This window comes from Mycobacteroides immunogenum (genome assembly GCF_001605725.1).
Classification (GTDB): domain Bacteria; phylum Actinomycetota; class Actinomycetes; order Mycobacteriales; family Mycobacteriaceae; genus Mycobacterium; species Mycobacterium immunogenum.
Genome location: NZ_CP011530.1, coordinates 78,026 through 100,923 on the forward strand (window position 1 = coordinate 78,026; position 22,898 = coordinate 100,923).

The window sequence follows — 22,898 nt, forward strand, 5'->3', positions numbered from 1 at the left end:
GATTAGCTTCCCTCCACTGCCGTCCAGCGCACCGGGCATGACACGCGTTTTCGTGTCTTTCTCTTGCAGCATCAGGCAGACGACTGGAAAGTCGTTGTTACCAAATCTTGTCGTGATGCCGGGTGCCAACGGCACCACCGCAGTCGTCTTCCACTTGTCATCGTCCGACATCCCAATCCCCTCACTCCCGAACAACCGAACAATCCAGGGAACTCCTGTCACGTCCCCCGCCTCCACGAAACGCTAGCGACCGAGCACTCCCCCTGTGCCCGCTTCACCCGAAGTGCTACGGCGGCAACAACATCACCCCAACCCACCGGACATCCCCGGACCCTCCCCGGACACCCGAGCCCTAAAACCCCAGTTCAGCCCCCATTTCCCCACGGTTTCCGGTGTCCGGGTGGTCACGACCACCGGACATCGGGGCGTGCCCCGTCCACGAAGAGCCCGCTGAGCAGGGGTTGTCGAGTCCCCGTGACGGTAAAAGTGCTGGTCGGCCAGGTTACCGGGGGTCGGTAACCCTAAAGCACCGTCCGGGCGCCCGGCCGAGACCCCGGACGACGAAAGGGCTGGTCAGTGGGCTCTCGGACGGGACGGGTGTCCGGGGATGCCCCGGACTCTCGGTGCCGCCCGCACCGTCCACACGTACGCCCAAAACCCGTTACATCCGCCCCCTTTTCACCCGTGATGTAACGGGTTTTGAGCACCCGCCAGCGCCGCTCGCCGATACCGCTTCCTGCACGAATCCGAGCACCACGTCCGCCGTCTTCCCGTGCTCGGTTGAGCCAAATCCCCCTGGCATACGGGGCACCGAACAGGGTGCGTTTCCGGACGAAAACGACCGGAAACACCCTCACTCTCGTCACCCCATGACACCCACCCTGGACGCTCCTCGCGGGCGAACAACTCGACCCGAGGACCAGGCGAGGACTGTTCAATCAACCAGTACTGCTCCACAGGCTTGCGTGAGTGCTCGCGCCTCCGTGCCGCGATCACATTCGGCATCGAGCGGCCCGCCGGGAGCGTCCGCAGGCTTCCCCGAACACCGAACAACAACAACTCAGCGGCATTTCGGAAATACCAACCCACACCCGACCCGTCAGGTTCCCCGTCGAGCCGAGTCTTGAGCCATGTGATACTCGTGGTGTACCGAAAACCCCAGCGCTGCATGACTTTTAGCCCATCGGGCAACATCGCGCTAGGCACCCACAGATAGAGATGCGCGTCCTGCGCGAGGATGGATTGCACGGGCATATCGCAGATGTCGTCGAGCGCCATGGTGGCGTAACGCGGTCTGAGCCCGCTCTCTGGCGACATGCCCGAGCGCCGATTCCCGAACCGCCAGGGCGGGTCGGCCAGCACGCATTTGAAGCCGTCTGGGGTGGTGGGGAGGTTCATCGGATTCAGTACGTGAAAGCCATCGGCGTCCAATGTCCATAAGCCTGGACCAGGAGTATCCCAATGGTTCGAGGCGTCGTGTCCTGCGAGGGACATTCCTGATTCACCATTGCGTCGAGCCGATACACCGGCATCGGGCGCACGAGCCCCGGAACGATTTTCGTTCCTTGTGTCCCCTGATCCCGAACGTCCGTCAAGACGTAGCGGCAGCCGATGGGTGGAATCACCGATTGTATGGACTGCTCTTGCGCCAGGTCGGCGGCGTGCTCTTCAGGCTTCACATAATGCTCGTGATAATCACGCAGAACCCCCGCCTTCGCGGAGTCGCGCGTATTCAAACCATCGATGACAGACTGCGCTTTCTGCCGTTGCTTCTCGGGTGTGAAGTGTGACAGCTCTGGCGCGGTCGTGTCTTCATCGGGGAAAAACAACAAGAGCCCCATGAACGCAACCATGAGCACTGCGATAACCGCTCCGACACTCAGCAAGGCAAGCCCGAAGCGGGATTTCGCCGATGCCCCCGAACCGCGAGCCGAATTTCTCAGGACCACCCCGGCGACGAGGGCTGTCACACCCGCAAGGAGGATTGCAGTCCAGACGGTTGCCGACGACGAGTTCCCCTCGTCTGGATGGGTATAGAAGATAACAACACCCGATATAGCCAGTATCGCCGCACCTACGAATACGGTGAGAGCGCCAGCACCAAACCTGTTTTTGTACACAGTCATCCGTTCGGGTAATTCAAATGCACGAATTCCGCTTGGGCGGGTCCGCCAATGAACGAGGGGTCTATCGGAGCCCAGCTCTTGTGGAAGTTATTCGTCCCCGAGTGCTGGTCCACTACGTCCATCAAGGTGCCATCGGCTGCCCGTACCTGTCCGGCATAGACGGCAACGTGGTCAATCTTCCCAGCATTGTCCTTGTAATAAACAAGGTCTCCCGGCACCAGTCCCGCCTTGGACGGGGCTAGAGGATCAAGCCCGCTAGCGGTAGGAGTTCCCATCACACCCGTAATCTGTCCCCGCCCTGAATGCTGAGTTAGGTAATCATGAGATGCGGCGGCGTTATTCCAGGTTTGTGATTCGTGGTTCCATCTGTTGAAGGTGTCTTTGTTGTAATACCAGTCATCGCGGTCGCCGTGGTGCCAGTCGTCCCAACCGTCGCCCTCGTCCTTGAATCCACCTGCGCGCAGTGCCTGGGATACGAAGTTTGTGCAGTCTTCTGGATATACCTTGTAGTCAGGGTTATTTCCGTCTGCCCACTTGTCAGCGTATTCGATTGCTCTGCGACGCGCCTCCGACAAGTCAGGCGGAAGAATCAAATCATCGCCACTGCCCTTGTCCGTTTTGTAGTCCATCGCCTGGGCACCAGCGAGCGTGCGCCCTTCTAAGCCCCGCGCCTCGGCGGTCAGCTCACCTGCCACCTTCTCATCGGTGGACGCCAAACCCTGTGCGTGCCAGCGCAGAAACTCGGTGAGCTGCTGGGCCTCGGCCTTGCGGGCGGCGCGCTCGGAGTCGCTGCCACCGCTTCGGGCGTCGGTGACCGTCAGGTCTTCGCTGACCGTGTATCCCTTACCCTCGACTTCCTGGATAGCATTGACGGTCGCACGCTTGGCCCCGTCAATGTCCTCAGCACCACGGCGCGCGATCCGCGCAAGTTCCCTCTTGATGGAGCACTGGGTTCGCACCATGTCCTGGGCTTCACGCGCATCGTCGTAAGCGGCAGTAGCCCCCGCACCCGTCCAGTCGGTGCCGCTAGGCGCTCGTACGTTGTTGACGTGCTGCTCAAACGCCTGTTCGGACTGGTCAGCGAACTTCTCCCACGCCGTCGCGGCCTCGTGCAGATGCGTGGTGGTCCACTGGAATATCTGGGATTTCGTCGGCATCTTCGACGGTGCGATGGCAGCCACTTACATCGTCTCCCCGAACGACTTGGCGCTGCCAACATCGGTGTTCTCGTACCCGTTCGCGCCAGCGCGCAGAGTCCCCGACCGACCTGACAGGAACGCCGCTTGATCAGCCCGAACACCCGAAATCAGGGCATGCACGGACTGCACAGCGCCAGCGGTGGGCTGCGAACCACCAGCAGAACCAGCAATATTTGAGCTGTTCAGCTCACTTGCAAGGTCATCGCTTCGTCCCGCTGCTCGGCGCAGTCCACCAGGATCCACATTCAACGACTCAGCCATTTCGACAGTCCTCCCAGTTAACGCGAGAATAACACCGTGGCGCGCGGTAGGGACTGGACAATGCCTGCTCAGCCCACCGCCTCGCCTTCCTCGGCCAACCCTTCCCCCTCCACATCTGAATCGCGCCGCACTCTCCAGGCCGCTGTTCTACATGCCGCCGAACACCACACTTTCCGCCTCCCACGGCGCGGCTGACGGAGCACCGCTGCACACCCCAGACACCTCACCATTTCGTCACCAGATTCCGCTTCTGTGACGAAATGGGCACCCTCTCCCAGACCCTCCAGCACCCTATTCGACCACACAATTTCCGTCCGCCGGCCGTCACCGCTGCCTTGCGCCGTCAACATCGGAATCTCGTAGCGGTACCAGCCATCCAGCATCCCGTCCCACAGCGCACTGGCATATCCGCTCACCACGACCGACGCATCAGCCCCGACGCACGCCTCGGCCAACTCCCGATGCGCCTTCTCCGACCTCATCTCCACCCGATACTCCCCGCCGCGCCGAACCCCCTTATCCACGATGTACGGAGGGTCCACATACAGCAGGTTTCCACGGTCACCACCGTACGCCGAAACCAGCTCGACGGCGGGGCGACACTCCAGGCTCACACGCTGAATCCGCTTGGCGGCAGCACCAATTCGTCCCGCGTACCGCTGGAGAACAACGGGCATCGGGGTGGACACGGGTCGCAAGTCGTGCCGCCAGCCCGTGCGCGTGAGGCTCCCGGACCTCCCTTGCGTCAACGCCACGAACACCCGCCGCGCAATCTCCAGCTCGTCCAGCTCACTCGAAATCTCTTGCGCCAGTGCCCTTTCAGCCCGACTGTGCGGGGTCAGGGAACACATCCGTTCCAAGTCGTCGGGACGGTCCCGCAACACCCTCCAGAAAGTCATCAGGTGGTTATCCAAATCGTTGACGGTCTCTTGGCGCGAGGGCCGCTTCGCCAGCAGGACAGCCAGGGAGCCCCCGCAGACCTCGATGTAGTGTTTATGTGCGGGCAACACCGAAGCCAGCCGTGGGGCTAGCCAGGCTTTTCCACCGAAATAAGGCACGGGAGAACGGGTCACGAGACGTGATGCTACCGGGAATCCCCGTCTCTTCTGGGATTTCCGCAGCCACAATCCACCGAACGCTCCCCTGCGGTCTTGTGCACGTGGCACACGACATACCAGTCGATGTCGCCCCGCTCGGCGGGCGGCAGAGTGTCCAGACACGCTATCCACTCGTCTATCTGCTCAACGGCGATCACGTGGACTTGCGTGTCGGGGTGATAGTCCCACCCCGAGTCCAGCTCAGCGTCGGGCTGATCGTCCCAGACACCTTCGGGCAACTCGGTGTCGGATGGAGCCCACCGCATGGCGTCTGACCACGGGTACTGCCAATCATCCAGAGACTCGTCGTCCCCATCATCGAGCAGTCCGTCAATCCGACCAATCAGGTCATCCATGGGTCACCGTTTCCGGTCGAAAACGTCCGGAAACTCCCCCACCGTGTGACGGGTTTCCGAACACCCGTGTGACGGGTTTCCCCGTCCCCGCACCCTCCCAGCACCCCCGCACTGGCTCGGACGACCCCAAGCCTTCGGCTCGGAGCCGCCCTCGCGCGGAACACCCTGATCTGCGCGGCCACGGGTCAGCCCGACTCCCCGAGCACTCGGTACAGCGTGCTCCTCCCGACACCCAGGCTCCGAGCCACCTCGGGCACCCGATGACCCGCCCCAACCAATGTCCGAGCCTGCTCGACCTGTCCATCGGTCATCGCCGCTGGACGCCCAATCCTGGCTCCCCGCGACCGCGCGGCCTGGAGTCCAGCCTGCGTCCGCTCGATGATAAGCGCCCTCTCGAACTCAGCCAGCGCCCCGAACACGGACAGAACCAGCCTCCCCGATGCCGAGGACGTGTCGATGGATTCGGTGAGGCTGCGCAGGTGAATCCCCTTGGCACTCAGGGATTCCACGAGTTCCAGCAGGTTCCGCAGGGAGCGAGCCAGGCGGTCGAGCCTCCAGACGACCAGGGTGTCACCCTCGCGCAACACTTCCAGGCACTTGTCGAGTTCGGGTCGGGAGGAGACCGAGCCCGACACTCCCTCGTCCACGAACACTCGCTCGACGCCAGCGCCGTTGAGGGCGTCGAGCTGGAGGTCGGTGGACTGCTCGACGGTCGAGACCCGCGCATAGCCAATCAACATGTCTCTAAACCCTCAATCATCTGAGATTCGGGAATCCTCTTGTGGGACAGGCTTTTGAGACCGTGAATGTCATGGTCGGCGTAACACGACCTCTCGGAGCCGAGTCGTCCCAAAGGTGTTCGGTTCTGGGACTGGCTGAGAGCGACATACAGACCGACGATGAGCAGCCGTTCCTCGTGGGTCAAGGGCGGCTCGGTCTCAGTCATCCGACTCCACCGCCTCGACGTACTTGTTCACCAATCGCGCCCAGCACCAACGGAGTTCGGATACCGCCGACTCCCGTGCCGAGTCGGAACACATGACCAGCACGTCGTCACGACTGTCGGCGGCGTGGCGCTCTTGGAGGGTGCGGGCAGCCCCGAGAACCCGTGACCAGCCCGTCGTCAGCGCCGCCCACGCCTCCGGGTTCTCGTCAGCCGAGCAGCGTTGGGCGTCGGGGCCACGGGCGTGTTGCGGTTCATCGAACAGTTCGGCGAGAGCCATCAGATGCGCTCGGAGCGTGGGGGTTTCGGACATGACTCGACGCTAGGACGGATGGGCGAGGAGGGCAATCGAGAAGGGCGCACGTCCCCACGTATTGCGGACTAGCGAGGTCGTCCAGGCTGATTCATTAGTCCAAAGTCCGCCCCAAAGTACTGCTTACAATCTCACTCAGGGGTGCGTTTACGTTCTCGGGCGGCGTCATATCCAGCTTGTACTGGTTGTATCCGCCCTGTTCCGCGAGGGCAAGGAAGTCGGTCTTTCGCCCCCACCAGTCGTTAACCGAGAGTGTGCCGCCGACCCACGGGATAGAGGCATCCCAAGCGCGTTGGTCAGCGTTCTCCGGCGCAAGGACGGCGATGGCAGCGAGCCCGAGGATCGCGGACTCTGGCAATCTCACCGCGTCGGGGGTGAACCTCATCGAATGATTACCCGCCACACCGCCGCAAAGCTGTAGCTCGAAACCTTCCTCAACGTCGTCACCATGACCATGTGCACAGCGATGCACGTGATAGAGGACATCCGCGATATCGGACCGACCATCAGAGCTTTGCTTTTTTATCTTGTAGGGGAAGCGAGTCCTGTACAGGTCGATAGCAGGCATCCCGATGTGCTCGAAGACGAGTAACTCTTCACGGATGATGTTGGTGAACCGCTTAGCGTTGGGTTCCTTGCTGCCGAATCGCTTACTTGCCGTCCCATCAACGGCGTTGCAGGCGTGAAGCATGGCCGCCTCTCCGTAGACCTTGCGGCGTTCACCTTCGTGCCGCCTAGCGACCTCCAACGTCTCTAACGCCAGCTGAACGCAATGACCAACCCTCACAACGAACAGGGTAAGACTCTTCTTGGGATTTCAGAAGAGTGCCGCAGCGGCTTCATCGAAGCCATCACGTGCACTGACCCCAGATGCCACTATGAGTCGAACACTCCCCCTGTTCGACTCGGACACAACAGGATTCAGGAAAATTCTTTCGACCAATTTCTCCAGAACGCGTCATCTGGAGGGGTGAAAATCGAAATGTGTGATGCGCTAGATGAATGGCCAGGAACACGACCGCGCACCTCGCGGTGGTCGATGCTGCCCTGGTACGGGCCATAGCCGCCCAAGTGGCCGATGAGCTTCGTCCCGCCCTCGCCCAAGCTCCTCGCCAATGGCTGACCCCTGAGGAAGCGGCTACCTACCTCAAGGTGACACCGCAGAAGCTCGCAGACTTGCGCTACCTGCGAGAAGGGCCGACTTTCCGCAAGGTCGGGCGGCTCATCCGCTACACCCACGAGGATCTGGACGCCTGGCTTGACCAGGGCACTGTGCAGACCCGCGACTCCGCGTAACCCCCGGATAGTCTCAGCACATGGCAACCATCGAGAGCTACACCGTCGCGGGCGGCAAGCGGTACATGGTGCGCTACCGAGCCCCCAACGGCAAGCAGACCAAGAAGCGTGGATTTGGGACGAAACGTGCCGCCGAGGCGTTCGCCGCGACGGTCGAGGTGGACAAGATGACGGGCGCATACGTCGCCCCCTCGTTGGGACTGATCACGGTTGGTGAACTTGGCCCCGACTGGTTGGAGAAGAAGACAGCATTCGTGTCCCCTTCATGGGCGCACACGCTGGAAATCGCGTGGCGCGTCCACGTCAAGCCTCGCTGGGGTGCCACCAAACTCAGCGACATCGACCCTCTGCAAGTCGAGACCTGGGTGGCCGAGCTTTCACGTGGCAAGTCCGCGACCGTCGTCATCCGTGCACACAACATTCTGGCTGGGATACTGGATGACGCTGTGAAGGCACGCCGCTTGGCGTCGAACCCGTCGAGACACATCGACAACCTCCCGAAGAAGCGTGGCAAGAAGCACGTCTACCTCACCGCAGACGACGTGGACGCCCTGGCGAATGCCTGCCTGACGCCTGACAACCAGACCATCGTCTATGTGCTTGCGTTTTGCGGACTCCGTTGGGGAGAACTCATCGCGCTGCGGGTCAGGGACATCGAGTTCCTGCGACGGCGTATCTCGGTCCATCGGAACGCCGTGTGGGTCGGCACCAAATGCAAAGTCGGAGAGACCAAAGGCAAAGAGAACCGCAGCGTTCCCGTCCCCGAGTTCGTGCTGACCAAGCTGTCCGAGCAATGCAGGGGCAGGGGGGCCAACGACCTCGTGTTCCCGAACCGTGAGGGCACGTTCCGTGGGGTGAACAAGGCTCCGCGCGGCTGGTTCGCGCGAGCGGTCGCTCGCTCCGGCATCGACTCCACAACCACCCCGCACTCTTTGCGGCATACCTGCGCAAGCCTCACGGTCTCAGCAGGAGGCAATGTCCTCGTACTTGCGCGGATGCTCGGACACAAGGACGCATCGGTCACTTTGAAGACCTATTCCGACTTGTTCGACTCCGACCTGGACGCGCTCGCCGAACAGCTTCACACGAAGTACGAACTGGCGGATAAATCCACCCCTGCCCGTGGGCACATTTTGGGCACAAACGTGCCCGATTGAAGCCGAACCCACCCGATGACGTGGGGCATATGAAATGCTCAAATACCATTTTCGAGCTCCTGACCTGTACCTGAAAAGGGGTTCAAGTCCCCCTTCGCCCACAAGCATGTGGGCTGGGAAGCCCAACGATAAAGGGTCAGGAACTCGGACAGGGTTCCTGACCCTTTCTCATTCTCAGGGGCGGGCGGCGGGTCTCCGCTGTGTGCCGCCGTCTCGAGGGTTGTCAGTACCGCGGGCCCATGGTTCGCCAGCGGGGTGAGCGCCCGATTGGTGGAACAGGTCCGGCAGCCGAGGTACCGACGCCACCAAAGACTGGAACGCGAAGATCATAAAAGTTTGCTCTATGGGTAGACGACTGTCGGCAACGGTCTGTACCGTTATCTTCGTATTCTTTGCTTTCATGTTATGGAGATGAACGTGGCCGGGTATGAAGTACCGACAGAACACCTGAGAAAAGCCGATTATGGCCGTCGTTCGGGTGCTTCGCAGGCGGCACATGAGACGTTTCCTGCTGATGATCGCGAAACCGCGTCTTTCTTCGGGCAGGGCGCAGGACGGCATCTGGCAGCATTCGCTATTGGTCTCATCCTGGTGATGGCGGGGGTGGCTGGTCTGCATCACCTGTATCGCGGTGGGGATAGCGCCGGGGATTGGATCGTGTGGGTCACGGTATTGCTGGCCTGGTTGACCGCGCTCGGTGGCGGAGTCAAACTGGCCGGCTGGGGCATCAGACCGATCATCGATGCGCTGTTTGCCGCGACTCAACAGCGGTTCTCCGAAGCAGTGCAATCAACGGTCGCGGCGCTCGGGGTCATCGTCGGCGCGGTGGGCTTGTGGTGGGCGCTGCGTGGCGGATACACCCAATGGTGGCAGTCGATTTCCGGCGAGCCGGGGTGGTCATTGACATTGGGCGTCGGACAAATGCTGGTTGCGGTGCTGGCGGGGGCGGCACTGTTCACGGGCGGTAGGTATCTGGCCGGTTTGACCGGGGAGGTTCTTGCAGATGCCGGGCTCATCAGAACCGAAAACACTGCCGCACATCGCAACCCGACTGACGATGGATCAGATGTTGCGTCCCATCCGATGCTGGTGGCGGTCTTGGCCGCCGGTGGACTCGCGCTGGTGGCGCTGGCGGTGTGGCTGACCCCTGCGCTGGCTCCCACCATCATCGGTACCAACACGGTGGCCGCGGCCGGGTCGATCGCGGCACTGTTGGTATGGGGTGTCGGGGCGAACCTGGGCTGGTGGAAAGGCCTGGAAGGGCTGTACGCCTGGGCCACTGCGGCGTCTGAAAAGACCGCTGCCGTCGCCGGTGTCGTTGCCCTGCTGATGTTTTCGGCTGGGGGTTTGGGTTTGGGCTGGTTTAGTCCGGCGACGGTGCCGCAGGCGCATGCGCAGTGCCCGCCTGATTGTGGGGGTGGCTCTAACGGGTCCAACTCCTATGGGCCCGACGCTTCGCAGTTTCAGCCACCGCAGATGCCGAATCAGATGCCGGACTACCAGGGCGGTAACTACGGCTCCAACCAAGCCCCGCTAGATCAAAACTCGGGAATCTCGATCTACAACACCCAAGCGCCCTCGGTGAGCCAAAGCACCAGTGGTCAAAGCGCACAGCAGTCGCTGCAGGGCTCGCAGACACCCCAACACGGCAGCCAAATCCCGGATTACCAATCCGCAACCCCCTACACACAAGGCCCGGGTGCCCCGAACCCGGATTACAATGGTGGGCAAGCCAACCCGGGTACGAACACGGGATCACAAGGCGGGCAAGCCAATCAAGGCGCGCCGCAGCAGCAGACGCCTCAACAGCCGCCAGCCAATCAAGACCAAGGCCAGCAGCCACCGCAACAGTCCGATCAACAGAAGATCGATGACCTGACCAAGCAGCTGCAGGATCAGCAGCAGCAGTCGACGCAGGATCGTCAGCGCATCGACGACATGACCAAGCAGCTGCAACAGCAGCAGGGGCAGCAGAAGCAGAATGGCAATCAGAAGTTGCCCAAGGCGCCGAGCAAGGACAAGAAGAAGGACGACCAGCAGGATCGCGATAAGCAGTCCGGTGACAATGATCTGACCGCGCTGTTGTTGGGTGCGGCCTCCACGCGGCGCCGTAAGCAAGGTGAACAAGACCAGCCCGAGCAAGGTCAGCAGCGGGCGCAGGGTCCCGATACGCAGGCGCTGACTCAAGATGGTGCGCAGCTTGGTCAGTCGTTGCCCGGCGATATCACCAACACTGTCTCTGACGGTGTGAATTTGGGTCAGTCCGCGGGATCGGCGGCTCAGAATTTCGGGTCAGCGGCACAGGCCGGCGCGTCGATCGCCTCCAGCGCGCAGTCCGGGGCGGTCAATCCGATGGACGCGGTTGCGTTGGTGCAGGGCATTTCTGGAGGGATCAGCGATACCGCGGACGCGGTGAACTCGGGCACCTCGATCGCCTCGACCTGGCTCAATGAGGCCGGTCAAGGCGCACAGCTGGCCGCCGACGCGAACCCGCAACTGCAACCGCAAGCCGAGCAGGTTCAGCAACTGACCAAAACAGCTGGGCAGGTTTCTGACTTGACGGGTCAGGTGGCCAGCGGCGTCTCCCAAGCCTCCGGGGTCGTCAACACCGCATCCAGCTTGGGTGCCTCTGGCATCCCGGATACCAGCGGTACAGCCGAGGCCATGTCGGGCTCGGCCGACAGCGTCACCAACGCCGCCGGCGAAGCACAACCCGTTGAACTGATGAGCGGTCCTGTGCCCCAAGACGTTCCCGGCGGAGATGCTCCCGCGCCTGCGGATCCCCCGCCTCCGCCGCCGGACCCGACCATCAACGGGCCGGCGGGCACCCCCACACTGGAGCAGACGCGTTATGACCTCGTCACAGCGTTCCCGAATGCCGGACCTGGCTACCAGTACGGCGGAGACCCCAGTAAGTACCCAACTGCACAGGCCACAGACCCGCACACCCAGGCCATCACCAACACGCTGCCCAAAACGGATCCGTCACACCGTGCGATCCCAACTGGCACCATGACCGGGCCGAACGGCACCAAGTACCAGTTTGTCAGCACCCCTGACGGCACGGGCACCGGTGTAGCGGAATTCGTCACCAATGGGTCCGTGTATGACGTGACCAACCCCGCCAGCCCAAAGAAGCTGGGAGATCTTCCGCAGATCTATCAAGCCAGCGGCGTCATCACGAACGAGGGCGGGCAGCAGAGGGTCACGCTTATCGGCAACAGCAGCAGCGAAGACACCGTCCGGCAGATGTGGACCGCACCTTACGACCCCAAAACCCCGAACAGCTGGATCAACAACCTCACCCCCGGAGGTGCGGTTACCGGCCTGCCTGGTAACCGGGAAAGTCAGGTCGTGCCGCTACTTGGTGGTGGCAACCTGTTCGTTGGCACCTCTGGTGACGGTATTTCCGGGGTGACCGCCGGAACCACCAATGGACTGCAAAACGCTAGCGCTGTCACTTTGGTGAGCGCGCTGGACTTGCGGGGTTCAGGGGGCCCGGACCTGCGCACGGTGTATGGGCCGAGCATAGTGAGTCAGGTACTGAGCCCCGATAAAACTGTCGAGACCATCACTATGCGGGTGAGTACTTGGCCCGCTGTGGGCGAATTCTTGGCCGCTCAAAACGCGCCAGGATCTACCCCGGAAACCATCGCCGCCGCTATGAAAGCCGCCTACCCTGACTGGAAACCAGCCCCCGGCGAGCTATTCCCCTATAACCCCATGACCTACCTAACGACCTTTACCGTCGCCCACCCGTCGCCTGCACCATAGACCCTTACCAGCTCATTGACTATCCGTTAGGACAACGACCAGATATGACAACACCACGGATCAAACAGGTGTCGCGAACCATCGCAGCCGCAGTAGCAGTCAGCTCCGCTGTGTTGGGACTGGTAACAGGAACCGCCAACGCAGCACCAACCGGATTTCCGGACCTAGACGCCTTCGCCCCCGTTGAAGCCAACCAATACGCCGCCTCGGCGGGTAAAACATCTGTGGCAGTGAAGTTCTCTACTCCCGATGGCCTCGAATGCGGACTGTCAAACCTCGGCCCCGACAACCCAACTATCCATACATATGCGTGGTGTATCGGCCCTATCCCTGGAATGCCTGCTGATGCACCGGTGGTCCACGGTACAACCGATAAAGTAATGAGCAACGGAGCGGGCTTCGTGCGGGGTGGCGGAGGTACTCCAGGCCCGCAGAGGCTTGTTGATGTGGGGCAAAAGATTTCGTCAGCGAATATTACGTGTGTGGTTGGCGCGGATCGGTTGACCGCTTGCATCAACCGGGTTGATAACCATGGTTTTGTCTTACAGCCCTCTGGTTCGTGGACATTCTGAACCGGTAAAACTATTTGGCTGCAGTGACTTCGGTGATCGCTGCGGCAACCCCAGGGTTTAGAAACGATAATCGCCCACGCAACTCAGATCACGGGCGCGGCCGCTACATCGAGCAGCCGCCGTGCGCAGTCCAGCAGGATGTCGTGCAGGGCCGCATCGGGGACGTCGGCAATGTCGGGATCCGCTGCGCCGGCTAGCAGCCCGTTCATGAGCACCGACATGGCGACGCGGTCCGCCGGACCTGGGTTGGGGCCTTGTAGCAGGGCCGTGAGGTCGTCGTAGGTGTTCATGAATTCCTCGTGCGCGCGTGCTGCACGTTCGGCTACCGGGTCGAAGAAAAGGGATGTGATGGTGCGATGCCGTACAGACATCTCGACCAGTCCGCTGACGGCGGCCTCGCGTTTCGCCGCCGGTGTCGAGAGTGCATTGGCGATCCTGACGACTCGGTTGGTGTCGTCGAATACGGGCCGGACGATCTCCAGCACGATGTCGTCCTTGGAATGGAACTGGTAGTAGACGGCGGACTTATTGACGCCCAGACGATCCGCGATCATCTGCAGCGACGTGCCGTTCACTCCGTTCTCCCTGAATAGCGCAAGAGCCGCTTCGAGAACGCGCTCGCGCGCGAAGCCGCGCTGAGCCACCGCTTTCGCCACGCCCATCTCCCGTCGTTGCCGCTGAGCATACCGATGTGGGCCACATCGCACATTCAAATAAGCCGATCGGCTTGAAGTAAATAAGCCGATCGGCTAAATTCGCTACCCGTACGGCAAGGAGATCCGGCAGAGATGCCAGATCTGGCTGGGAGCCGTCCGCACCGGCGGGTGTCGTGGTGTTCCAGGCGATGACGGAGTTCACAGAGGTCGTGAACCGTTTGGCTCGGACGTGAGCCTCGTGGTGATCGCTCGAAAGTTCAATGAACGGAAGGCTTTTGACCGATGATCCTGTTGAAACTGCTCAGACGCGTCTGGTTGCTGCTGATCATCGCGCTCGTTATCGGCGTGGGTGGGCTCGCTGTGATGGGAATTCGCACCCAGTTCGGAGGAGAAAGGGCCCACCTCATCAGCCCCCGGATCGACGACACCAAACCCTTCAATCCAAAGGTCGTCACCTACGAGGTCCATGGTGAGCCGGGTGCGACCGCTGACATCAACTACCTGGACCTCGATGCCAGGCCACAGCGGCTTGAGCGGGTTCCGCTGCCCTGGTCCATGACATTGAGCACCACTGTTAGCTCCGTCGCACCCAATCTTCTTGCCCAGGGGCATGGTTCGGAGATCGAGTGCAGCATCAGCGTCAATCAAACAGTCAAGGACCGCAGGACCTTCGTTGGCACAAACGCGATGACCTTCTGCACGGTGAAATCGGCATGAGCATCTTCGGCAAAAAGACCGACGGAAATGCGTCAGATGATGCCCCCACCGACGCCATCCGCGTTGGCGGCGCCAAACACGCCACTGAATCCAAGCCGGGTGGATTCGCCAAGTGGGTTCGGCGCCTGGCAATTCCGATCATCCTCGCGGGATTTGCACTGGTCGCGGTCTTGAGCACGGTAGTGCCCTCGCTGGAGAAGGTCGGCGAGATGCGGGCGGTGTCCATGATGCCCAACGAGGCCGCCTCCACCATTGCCATGAAACGTATCGGTGAGACATTCCAGGAATACACATCGACCAGCTCGGTCATGGTGGTACTGGAAAGCGACCGGCCGCTCGGTAAGGAAGCACACAGTTTCTACGACGGGATTGTCGCCAAGCTCAGGGCGGAAAAGACCTATGTAGAGCACGTCCAGGATTTCTGGGGTGATCGACTGACCGCGGCAGGGGCTCAAAGCTCGGATGGCCACGCGGCCTACGTGCAGGTGAACACTGCCGGCAATCAGGGTGAGACCTTAGCCAACGAGTCGATCAAGACCGTGCGAGAGATTGTCGAGCATGAACCCGCCCCGCCGGGCATCAAGGTCTTTGTCACCGGTTCCGCTGCGTTGGCGGCCGACCAAGAACTCGCCGGCAACCGCAGCATGAAGACGATCGAAGCGGTGACCATCGTCGTCATCTGCATCATGCTGCTGCTGGTGTACCGTTCGGTCGTCACCATGGTGGTAGCCCTGGTGATTGTCGCTGTCGGTGTCATGGCGGCCAGCGGTGTCGTCGCATTCTTGGCCTATCACAACCTGATTGGATTGACGACATTCGCCACCACGTTGTTGATGGTCTTGGCGATCGCGGCGGCCACCGACTACGCGATCTTTCTGATAGGTCGCTATCACGAGGCGCGAAATGCCGGAGAGGACCGGGAACAGGCCTACTACACGATGTTTCATGGTACGGCGCATGTGGTGCTGGGCTCGGGCCTGACCATCGCGGGCGCCACACTGTGCCTGCACTTCACCCGACTGCCCTACTTCAAGTCATTGGGAATTCCGTTGGCCATCGGCATGACGGTGGTGGTCATCACCTCGCTGACCGCGGGTGCGGCGATCGTGGCCTTCGCGACACGGTTCGGCAATGTGCTCGAACCCAAGGTTAAGAACCGCGAGCGCGGATGGCGCAAGATCGGTGCGGCCGTGGTCCGTTGGCCCGGTCCGATGCTCGTCTCGGCGACCGCGATAGCGTTGATCGGGCTGCTGGTGTTGCCCACCTACACCACCAGTTACAACGACCGGCGGTACTTGCCCGCCAATCTCGCCGCCAGCAGCGGTTTTCAGGCCGCCGACCGGCACTTCTCGCCCGCCCGCATGAACCCCGAAATGTTGATGGTCGAGTCCGACCACGACCTGCGTAACCCGGCGGACTTTCTGGTCATCGAGCGCATCGCGAAAAGGGTTACCCAGGTGCCGGGTATCTCCCGGGTCATGACGATCACCAGACCGCAGGGAATTGCCATGCAGCACTCCACTATTCCCTACGCGATGGGTATGCAGGGCATCATCGCGGAGATGTCCCAACAGTACAACGACGACCGGACCGCCGACATGCTCAAGCAAGCCGCGGAGATGGATCAGACCATCGATACCATGACGCGGATGGTTGTCCTTATGCGCGAAATGCAAGGAATCCTCACCGATACGACCCACAAGATGCACGAGATGGTGGCCAATGTCGAAGAATTACAGACGCACATCGCCAACTTCCAAGACTTCTTCCGGCCGATTCGCAACTACTTCTACTGGGAACCGCACTGCTTCGACATTCCCGTGTGTGCCGCGTTCCGTTCGGTTTTCGATGCGCTCGACGGTATCGATACGATGGTCGACAACCTCAAGGGCATTGTGCCGAACATCGACCGTCTAGAACAGACGCTGCCCAAGATGATCGATTTGGTGCCGCCCCTGCTCGAAACGATGAAAACCGCGAGATCTCTTATCCTCACCGGTTACTCGACCCAGAAGGGATTGCAGGCGCAGGCTCAGGAAATGCGCAAGAACGTCAATGCGATGGGCGATGCGTTCGACCGATCCAAGAACGACGATTCGTTTTACCTGCCTCCGGAGGCGTTCGATAATCCGGAGTTCGCGCGCGGCATGAAGCTCTTCCTGTCGCCGGATGGACACGCCGTGCGGTTCACCATCAACCACGAAAATGATCCGCTGACCCCAGAGGGCATCGAGCGCATCGATGCCGTTCGGCAGGCGGTCAAGGAAGCCATGAAGACCACACCATGGGAGGGCTCGAAGATCTACCTCGGTGGCGGGGCCGCGATGTACAAAGATCTGCAGGAGGGCTCTAACTACGACCTCATGATTGCCGCGATCGGCTCGCTGTGCCTGATCTTCCTCATCATGGTGATTCTTACCCGCGGCGTGGTGGCCGCACTGATCATCGTGGGGACGGTAGTGGTGTCACTGGGGACGGCGTTCGGAATATCGATCCTGCTCTGGCAGCACATTATTGGGTTGCCGCTGCAGTGGATGGTGCCGGCCATGGCTGTGATCATCCTGCTGGCGGTCGGCGCCGACTACAACCTGCTGCTGGTCGCCCGCCTCAAGGAGGAGATACACGCGGGCCTCAATACCGGCATGATCCGGGCCATGGGCGGTAGCGGATCTGTCGTTACCGCAGCAGGTTTGGTATTCGCGTTCACCATGATGGTGATGGCAGTCAGCGAACTCAAGGTCATCGGACAGGTTGGTACCACCATCGGAATCGGTTTGTTGTTGGATACCTTGATCATCCGCGCCTTCATGACACCGGCGATCGTCTCACTGCTGGGAAAGTGGTTCTGGTGGCCGCAGTTGCCGCGCGAGCGGCCCAAGCCGCAGCCGTGGCCCGAGACCGTGCGGCGCGACCCCCAGCAGGTGAACCCATGAGGTGCACGTACCGCGCCGGCGATGCTATGCGCGGTGGATGCGGTAGCTTTCGCTCCCCTGTGCACGCCGATTTCAATGAACGGCTGCACGGCCACGGCGTGTACGGACAACGCGACCACAACGCGTATCAGTCAGCGCGATTCGTCGGGCAAAACCTGCCACGGACCCACAGCATTGAACAGTCGTGGCAGTTCGTGGCGGCCTCGGTCGAATTCTATTGCCCGGAAAAGCATGTGACGCTGGCAAGGGTGCGCGACAACCGAGGCCTGACATCTTGATCCAATGGAGCCGGTGGCATGTACTCGGGATCGTGGTAGCGCTGGGGGTCGGCGCAGCCTTAGCCGTGGTGGTCGTCAAGGCCTCTGCCGGTATGGCGGAGAACTGTCCGATTCCGCGCAGGATGGTCATCACCACCTGTACCGCTGAACAGGGTGTGGCCGCGCACGCAGCCGATGTCTGCCTGCAACACCCGGCCAACGACTTGTCTGTCCGGGTCCAATAGGTCTTCCCACCTTCGAGGTCCGCGACATCCGAGCCGGGTTGCTGGGGTACGGTCAAGCCGGGCATGTATCCGATGATTCGGGCAAAGGGGGAAGTAATGCCCGACCAGACCACGGGCGGTCACGACGCCGACCCACCCGAGCCGGTACGCGGTGCCGTGCGGTGGCAAGAGCCGGGTGTCACCAAGGTGAGACCACCCACCGTCGCCGAGGCGCGCGCCAGGGATAAGGCACGGCGTGCCCGGGAGGCCGCGCAGAGGCTGGCCGAGGTGCAGGAGCAGAAGGCGGAGGAACGGCGCCGGACCCGCAAAAACGTTCTGATGGGTTCTGCGGTCGTCGCAGGTATCGCGGCGGTGGTGGCCGTGGGCTATGCCGTGATCGACCGTGACGACGATGTCGAGGCCACCTGTGTCCGGCAGGGCTCCAACGTCGTGGCCCCCGAGGAGTACTGCGAGCGGGGCACCGCGTCGTCGGGCGGCATGTTCATCTACGCGGGGTCTGCCTACCAGTACTACTACGGCGGGCACAACCGTGGCATCGGCACGACCGCCACCGGCGGGAGTTTGGAGCTACCGAGAGGCACCACCGCCAGGACCGGCTCGGGTACTCGAATCTCCAAATCCGATGGCTCGGACAGCGTTTCACGATCGCCATCGGTATCACGCGGCGGCTTTGGGTCCAGTAGCTCGGGAAGTTCGGGCAGCTGATGCGTCGCGAGTATGCGCGTCCGCGCCCCGGCTGGGAGCAGACGGTCGCCTCCCAAGGAATGTGTTACGGCACGCCTGCGCGCCGGGCCGACGGCAGTGATCGCCCCTATTGGGACGAGTCGGTCCATTACGTGTTCGACATGGACGAGGTACTTTCGCTTGAGGCCACCGTCGAGGTGCTCCACTCCATGTGCCTGGAAGCCGTGGAGCAGGTAGTCCTGCTGGGCCGCTACCGCGATTTCGGGCTGCCCGAATGGAGCTGGGAGCATATCGAAAAATCTTGGCGCAGAAGCGATCCCCATCTGTACGGTCGGTTCGACCTCCGATACGACGGACAGCGGCCGCCCGTTCTGCTGGAGTACAACGCCGATACCCCCACCTCGTTGCTGGAAGCCGCGATCTTGCAATGGCACTGGAAGACGGATGTGTTTCCCGACGACGATCAATGGAACTCGCTGCACGAACAACTGGTGGCTCGGTGGAAACATATCGGCGGACAGCTACCCGGTGCGGAGACACACTTCACCTGGTCGTCGGCAGATCAATCCGGCGAGGACCATGTGACGCTGGCTTACTTGCAGGAGTGCGCGGCGGAGGCCGGGCTCAACACGGTGGGCTTGCCCATCGAGGAAATCGGCTGGGACAGCGACCTCAACCGGCTCGTGGATCTGGAAGAGGCGCCCATCGAATCGATCTTCAAGCTGTACCCATGGGAGTGGATGATCGACGACGATTTTGGCCGCCATGCCTTAGATCTGCTGCCCCAGACCCTATGGATCGAGCCGCTGTGGAAGACACTGCTGAGCAACAAAGCGATTCTCGCGATTCTCTGGGAGATGTACCCAGGGCACCCGAACTTGTTGCCGGCCTACCTCGATAGCCCGCATGAGCTGACCGAGTACGTGCGCAAACCCAAGCTCGGCCGGGAGGGCGCCAACATCACCGTGGTGGGCGCGGGATACGAGACGGCTACCGGCGGTGTCTACGGCGAAGAGGGCTACGTCTACCAGCTGCTCGACCCGCTGCCGCAGTTCGACGGCATGCGGCCGGTCCTCGGTGCCTGGATTGTCGGCGACGAGTCGGCGGGCCTGGGGATCCGCGAGACGGCCGGGCTGATCACCGACGACGGCGCCGCGTTCGTTCCCCACCGGATACCACTTCAATAGCGACATCGAGCACAGAGAGACGGGATGACTGCGATGAACGCAGCGGGATACTGGTCGATAGTCGCCCACGGTGCGGCGGCCATTTGGCTGTACGCGGCAGTGGGTTTCGTGCTGATGACCATTGGGTTCTTCGTGCTGGACTGGACCACTCCGGGTCCGCTGCGTCAGATGGTCCGGGTGGGTCTGCCCAATGCCGCGGTGATCTCCGCGGCAGGACTGTTGTCGCAGGCGTTCGTGATTGTGCTCGCCATCTACACCGCTTCGGGGAACATCGCCGAGGGGCTGTTGCGCACCCTGGTTTTCGGTCTCATCGGTATCGCGGCCCAGACGATCTGCATGAGGCTGATCGAATGGGTGCTGGGTATCGACGTGGGTGACCTGTTGGCGCAGAGGCGATTCGCGCCGACAACCCTCGTCGTGGCCGCAGCCTATGTCGCGGTCGGGTTGGTCATCGCTGCCGCGATTCTGTAGACGGGCCGCCGTCTGGGCCCGGGTGGCAGACCTAGAGCCGGGTGTCTACCCATTCGACGTAGGCCGAACCACCTACCGGATCCCCCTGGTATTCACCGGTATAGCTGTAGGCACCCACGTAGCCACGGCCGTGGCCGTAGCGCAGAGGTGAGTCCACAAGGCCGTCGATCGCCAGCACCAGGTGCCCATGGCTGTCGCGGACGGTCCAGGTGAGGCGATGCGGGATGCGCATGGAGCGGCCCTCTTCGTCGACCAATGGGTTGTCGCGGTACTCGCTGACATCCATTCGGACGTCGGTGTACACCTCGGTGGACTTGCCCAGGATCCGCACATGCGCCAGTCGGCAGGCCACGGCGCCACGCGCGCGAACGTCGGTCAGCAGTACTTGGGCTCCGTTACCGAGATCGATGATCTGGTAGGTGAAGAAGTCGATCGGCAGCTTCAGTGGGTTCGGCAGTGGCCGCCGGGTGAGCGATTGATGGCTGAGGAACCGTGCGTACTCGAAGGTGCCCAGTCCGCTGATCGGCATGGAACCCGTGGCGTCGGCGATCACACCCGTGTATTCGGCGAGCAGGCTCAGGTGGTCGTAGACCGGAGTTTTGACGAAGTAGGACACCTGATCGGTGACGGTCAGCTCGATATCGGCTGAAAAGTGGTGGTACCGGCCGCGAACGGTGACGTGCGGATACTCGACCTGGATCTGCAGGTCATCTCCCCAACGCAAGACGCTGCCGTCCTTCGCGAAGTGGCAGTCGCGGGCCGAGTCGTAGGCGCGGTAGTGGTGGTGATCGCCGGCCGCCGTTGAGGAAAGAACCGTGGCGGTGTGCCGGGCGTCCGCCGCGGTCAGGTAATCGTTGTCGAACAACTCGGCGCCGGTAGCCCCGATCAGGGTCATGGTGTTCAGATACCGGTGTGGCGAATCAAGGTCGGGAATGAAGACGCCATAGTGAGTTGCTGCCCAAGGGCCGTCGTCCGCATGCGGCCGCAGGATGCCCGGGTTGGTGAAGGGCCTTCGTGAGGCCTCGAGACGACGATCGATCCGTGGTAAGAGTCCGTCCACGACGAGACGTGACAGGGCGCGGGAGATGTTTTGGCCGGTCATCGGCTGCCTCCGTCGGTCATCGCGGCGTGTCGAGCCGGTCCGGTGGGCTCGGGTAGTAGGACACGGTAGTCAGAGATCGCGAATTCTTGGGTGCGGCGCCGGTATTCGCGAACCAGACCCGGCCAGTTGGTGGTGATCCGCCCATCGGTGTTGATGTACCAACTATCGCAGCGTGACCAGACTCCGGCGGCGAGCCGCGCCTGCAGTCCGCCGTCATAGACGTCCTCGACGTCGGGCGTCACGTCGATAGCGATTCCGGGATTGAGAGCATCGACGGCCCGGCGGATGTATGCGGCCTGGCATTCGAGCATCGCGACGATAGACCCGGATCCCAGGTTGGTATTCGGTCCGTACATCAGGAACATGTTGGGAAAACCGGGCACCGTGATGCCGAGGTAGGCCCGTGCGCCGTGGCTCCAGTGTTTTCGTAGCGGCACGCCGTCGATGCCGGTGATGGTCACATGGTCGAGAAGGCCGCCCGCGGCGAAACCTGTGCCGTAGATGATCACATCGGCGTCGTAGTGTTCGCCGGTGTCGGACAGCACTCCGCTGGACGTGATGCTCGCTATCGGATCGGTGACGAGTGTGGTGTTTTCACGGCGCAGGGCCGGTAGGTATGCGTTGGAGAAGAGCACGCGCTTGCATCCCAGCGGGTAATCGGGCCAGACCTTGTCGAAAAGTTCGGCGTCACCCCGGGTTTGGTAGCGCATGAATCCCCGGGAGAGCCCGGTCATAGCGCGGGACAGCAGCGGCGAATACTGCAGCACTCCGGTGAATCCCTCGGTAAGGGCCAGCCAGGTGAAACGTTGGGCACGCAAGGTGGCCGGCAGCCGGGACGCCAGGAGGTGATGTAGTCGGGTCAGCCGCGAATCGGGGCGCGGCACGATGTGCGGCGCTGAACGCTGAAAGACAGTGAGGGAATCGACAATCGGCGCGATCTCGGGCACCAGCTGAATCGAGCTGGCGCCGGTACCGATGACGGCGACGCGTTTCCCGACCAGCGATACGCTGCCGTCCCATTGCGCGGAGTGAAAGCACGGCCCGGTGAAGGAATCGCGGCCGGGGATCGCCGGAAACGCGGGCTGAGACAACTGTCCCACCGCGGGCACCACGACATCCACCCAGAAGTGCTCACCCTGAGAGCTTTCGAGACACCATTGGTTCGTGGTGGCGCTGAAGGCCGCCGACACGATCGCGGTACCGAAACGGATTCGTTGGCGCACCGCGTACTTATCGGCGGCCGCGCGCAGATAGTCCAGGATTTCCGGCTGCGGGGCGTAGCGGCGTGACCATCGGGGGTTCGGGTCGAAGGAGAAGCAGTAGTAGGCGGACGGTACATCGCAGGCGGCACCCGGGTAGGTGTTCTCACGCCAGACACCGCCGACATCTTCTGCCCGCTCGTAGAGGGTGACGTCGTGCCCCGCCGCGACGAGTTGGATGGCCGCCGCCAGGCCGGAGAAGCCCGCGCCGATGATCGCTACGGAACTCATGTGACCGCCTCTCTGCGCTGCGGCGACTGGGCCGCCACGAATTGACCATTCGGTAATATATG

22 protein-coding genes are annotated in these 22,898 nt (G+C 62.0%); 10 read left to right on the forward strand and 12 right to left on the reverse strand.

All coding sequences use genetic code 11. The annotated features are described in order from the left end of the window. Nucleotides 1-678: 678 nt before the first annotated feature. The 9 genes from ABG82_RS00410 to ABG82_RS00450 form a co-directional block, all read right to left on the reverse strand. Complete coding sequence (locus ABG82_RS00410; RefSeq protein ID WP_052511023.1) at nucleotides 679-1,398, reverse strand: MT-A70 family methyltransferase; 720 nt, start codon at nucleotides 1,396-1,398, stop codon at nucleotides 679-681. A gap of 5 nt (nucleotides 1,399-1,403) precedes the next feature. Further along, nucleotides 1,404-2,120, reverse strand: coding sequence for a cation diffusion facilitator family transporter (locus tag ABG82_RS00415; RefSeq protein ID WP_054416661.1), 717 nt, complete (start codon nucleotides 2,118-2,120; stop codon nucleotides 1,404-1,406). 2 nt (nucleotides 2,121-2,122) lie between these two features. After that, nucleotides 2,123-3,307: an amidase domain-containing protein gene (locus tag ABG82_RS00420; protein WP_052511022.1), complete on the reverse strand. Its 1,185-nt coding sequence runs from the start codon at nucleotides 3,305-3,307 to the stop codon at nucleotides 2,123-2,125. After that, on the reverse strand, nucleotides 3,308-3,586 hold the full coding sequence (locus ABG82_RS27410; protein ID WP_054492169.1) for a type VII secretion target: 279 nt from the start codon (nucleotides 3,584-3,586) through the stop codon (nucleotides 3,308-3,310). 68 nt (nucleotides 3,587-3,654) lie between these two features. Next, a complete protein-coding gene (locus ABG82_RS00425) occupies nucleotides 3,655-4,659 on the reverse strand; it encodes a DNA adenine methylase (RefSeq protein ID WP_234708031.1) in 1,005 nt (334 codons plus the stop codon). 11 nt (nucleotides 4,660-4,670) lie between these two features. After that, entirely contained in the window at nucleotides 4,671-5,039 is a 369-nt protein-coding gene (locus tag ABG82_RS00430; RefSeq protein WP_043078135.1) for a hypothetical protein, read from the reverse strand. 185 nt (nucleotides 5,040-5,224) lie between these two features. Then, complete coding sequence (locus ABG82_RS00435) at nucleotides 5,225-5,779, reverse strand: recombinase family protein (RefSeq protein WP_043078134.1); 555 nt, start codon at nucleotides 5,777-5,779, stop codon at nucleotides 5,225-5,227. Nucleotides 5,780-5,977: 198 nt separating this feature from the next. Next, nucleotides 5,978-6,295 carry a hypothetical protein gene (locus tag ABG82_RS00445; RefSeq protein WP_234708030.1) on the reverse strand — a complete coding sequence of 106 codons (318 nt, stop codon included), beginning with the start codon at nucleotides 6,293-6,295 and terminating at the stop codon, nucleotides 5,978-5,980. A 94-nt stretch (nucleotides 6,296-6,389) separates the two neighbouring features. Continuing rightward, the gene (locus ABG82_RS00450; RefSeq protein ID WP_052511021.1) at nucleotides 6,390-7,082 is read right to left on the reverse strand and encodes a hypothetical protein; all 693 of its coding nucleotides are present in this window, start codon (nucleotides 7,080-7,082) and stop codon (nucleotides 6,390-6,392) included. A 215-nt stretch (nucleotides 7,083-7,297) separates the two neighbouring features. Between ABG82_RS00450 and ABG82_RS00455 the strand changes: the two genes are divergently transcribed. The 3 genes from ABG82_RS00455 (at nucleotide 7,298) to ABG82_RS00465 (ending at nucleotide 12,522) form a co-directional block, all read left to right on the forward strand. Continuing rightward, nucleotides 7,298-7,591 (forward strand): helix-turn-helix domain-containing protein, encoded by a 294-nt coding sequence (locus tag ABG82_RS00455; protein ID WP_043078132.1) that lies wholly within the window; start codon nucleotides 7,298-7,300, stop codon nucleotides 7,589-7,591. Nucleotides 7,592-7,611: 20 nt separating this feature from the next. Further along, nucleotides 7,612-8,748 carry a tyrosine-type recombinase/integrase gene (locus tag ABG82_RS00460; protein ID WP_043078131.1) on the forward strand — a complete coding sequence of 379 codons (1,137 nt, stop codon included), beginning with the start codon at nucleotides 7,612-7,614 and terminating at the stop codon, nucleotides 8,746-8,748. Between the two features lie 417 nt (nucleotides 8,749-9,165). Further along, nucleotides 9,166-12,522, forward strand: a complete 3,357-nt coding sequence (locus ABG82_RS00465; protein WP_407661847.1) for a hypothetical protein — start codon at nucleotides 9,166-9,168, stop codon at nucleotides 12,520-12,522. Between the two features lie 655 nt (nucleotides 12,523-13,177). Here the strand turns inward: ABG82_RS00465 and ABG82_RS00470 are convergent. Continuing rightward, nucleotides 13,178-13,750 (reverse strand): TetR/AcrR family transcriptional regulator, encoded by a 573-nt coding sequence (locus ABG82_RS00470; protein WP_043078230.1) that lies wholly within the window; start codon nucleotides 13,748-13,750, stop codon nucleotides 13,178-13,180. 282 nt (nucleotides 13,751-14,032) lie between these two features. Here ABG82_RS00470 and ABG82_RS00475 point away from each other — a divergent pair, with 282 nt between their 5' ends. The 7 genes from ABG82_RS00475 to ABG82_RS00505 all read left to right on the forward strand — a co-directional run bounded on the left by ABG82_RS00475 (nucleotide 14,033) and on the right by ABG82_RS00505 (nucleotide 20,244). Continuing rightward, a complete protein-coding gene (locus tag ABG82_RS00475) occupies nucleotides 14,033-14,467 on the forward strand; it encodes an MmpS family transport accessory protein (RefSeq protein WP_165589743.1) in 435 nt (144 codons plus the stop codon). Then, a complete protein-coding gene (locus tag ABG82_RS00480; RefSeq protein WP_043078130.1) occupies nucleotides 14,464-17,400 on the forward strand; it encodes an MMPL/RND family transporter in 2,937 nt (978 codons plus the stop codon). The genes ABG82_RS00475 and ABG82_RS00480 overlap by 4 nt, the downstream gene beginning before the upstream one ends. 59 nt (nucleotides 17,401-17,459) lie before the next feature. Then, the gene (locus ABG82_RS00485) at nucleotides 17,460-17,678 is read left to right on the forward strand and encodes a DUF732 domain-containing protein (protein WP_052511020.1); all 219 of its coding nucleotides are present in this window, start codon (nucleotides 17,460-17,462) and stop codon (nucleotides 17,676-17,678) included. Nucleotides 17,679-17,710: 32 nt separating this feature from the next. Further along, the gene (locus ABG82_RS00490; RefSeq protein WP_043078128.1) at nucleotides 17,711-17,902 is read left to right on the forward strand and encodes a hypothetical protein; all 192 of its coding nucleotides are present in this window, start codon (nucleotides 17,711-17,713) and stop codon (nucleotides 17,900-17,902) included. Nucleotides 17,903-17,998: 96 nt separating this feature from the next. Further along, nucleotides 17,999-18,607: a hypothetical protein gene (locus ABG82_RS00495; RefSeq protein WP_043078127.1), complete on the forward strand. Its 609-nt coding sequence runs from the start codon at nucleotides 17,999-18,001 to the stop codon at nucleotides 18,605-18,607. After that, nucleotides 18,607-19,773: a glutathionylspermidine synthase family protein gene (locus ABG82_RS00500; protein WP_043078126.1), complete on the forward strand. Its 1,167-nt coding sequence runs from the start codon at nucleotides 18,607-18,609 to the stop codon at nucleotides 19,771-19,773. Before ABG82_RS00495 ends, ABG82_RS00500 begins: the two co-directional genes overlap by 1 nt. Before the next feature lie 33 nt (nucleotides 19,774-19,806). After that, nucleotides 19,807-20,244: a DUF350 domain-containing protein gene (locus ABG82_RS00505; RefSeq protein ID WP_043078228.1), complete on the forward strand. Its 438-nt coding sequence runs from the start codon at nucleotides 19,807-19,809 to the stop codon at nucleotides 20,242-20,244. A 31-nt stretch (nucleotides 20,245-20,275) separates the two neighbouring features. Here the strand turns inward: ABG82_RS00505 and ABG82_RS00510 are convergent, their stop codons facing one another. Then, nucleotides 20,276-21,346: a DUF6670 family protein gene (locus ABG82_RS00510; protein ID WP_043078125.1), complete on the reverse strand. Its 1,071-nt coding sequence runs from the start codon at nucleotides 21,344-21,346 to the stop codon at nucleotides 20,276-20,278. Beyond that, nucleotides 21,343-22,836: a flavin-containing monooxygenase gene (locus ABG82_RS00515; RefSeq protein WP_043078124.1), complete on the reverse strand. Its 1,494-nt coding sequence runs from the start codon at nucleotides 22,834-22,836 to the stop codon at nucleotides 21,343-21,345. The genes ABG82_RS00510 and ABG82_RS00515 overlap by 4 nt, the downstream gene beginning before the upstream one ends. Between the last annotated feature and the right edge of the window lie 62 nt (nucleotides 22,837-22,898).

Excerpts from the sequence above, each read along its gene's own strand:
- ABG82_RS00510 (WP_043078125.1), bottom strand. The coding sequence starts at position 21,346 with ATGACCGGCCAAAACATCTCCCGCGCCCTGTCACGTCTCGTCGTGGAC.
- ABG82_RS00475 (WP_165589743.1), top strand. The coding sequence starts at position 14,033 with ATGATCCTGTTGAAACTGCTCAGACGCGTCTGGTTGCTGCTGATCATC.
- ABG82_RS00455 (WP_043078132.1), top strand. The coding sequence starts at position 7,298 with ATGGCCAGGAACACGACCGCGCACCTCGCGGTGGTCGATGCTGCCCTG.
- ABG82_RS00410 (WP_052511023.1), bottom strand. The coding sequence starts at position 1,398 with ATGAACCTCCCCACCACCCCAGACGGCTTCAAATGCGTGCTGGCCGAC.
- ABG82_RS27410 (WP_054492169.1), bottom strand. The coding sequence starts at position 3,586 with ATGGCTGAGTCGTTGAATGTGGATCCTGGTGGACTGCGCCGAGCAGCG.
- ABG82_RS00445 (WP_234708030.1), bottom strand. The coding sequence starts at position 6,295 with ATGTCCGAAACCCCCACGCTCCGAGCGCATCTGATGGCTCTCGCCGAA.
- ABG82_RS00515 (WP_043078124.1), bottom strand. The coding sequence starts at position 22,836 with ATGAGTTCCGTAGCGATCATCGGCGCGGGCTTCTCCGGCCTGGCGGCG.
- ABG82_RS00500 (WP_043078126.1), top strand. The coding sequence starts at position 18,607 with ATGCGTCGCGAGTATGCGCGTCCGCGCCCCGGCTGGGAGCAGACGGTC.
- ABG82_RS00435 (WP_043078134.1), bottom strand. The coding sequence starts at position 5,779 with ATGTTGATTGGCTATGCGCGGGTCTCGACCGTCGAGCAGTCCACCGAC.
- ABG82_RS00430 (WP_043078135.1), bottom strand. The coding sequence starts at position 5,039 with ATGGATGACCTGATTGGTCGGATTGACGGACTGCTCGATGATGGGGAC.
- ABG82_RS00505 (WP_043078228.1), top strand. The coding sequence starts at position 19,807 with ATGAACGCAGCGGGATACTGGTCGATAGTCGCCCACGGTGCGGCGGCC.
- ABG82_RS00480 (WP_043078130.1), top strand. The coding sequence starts at position 14,464 with ATGAGCATCTTCGGCAAAAAGACCGACGGAAATGCGTCAGATGATGCC.
- ABG82_RS00460 (WP_043078131.1), top strand. The coding sequence starts at position 7,612 with ATGGCAACCATCGAGAGCTACACCGTCGCGGGCGGCAAGCGGTACATG.
- ABG82_RS00495 (WP_043078127.1), top strand. The coding sequence starts at position 17,999 with ATGCCCGACCAGACCACGGGCGGTCACGACGCCGACCCACCCGAGCCG.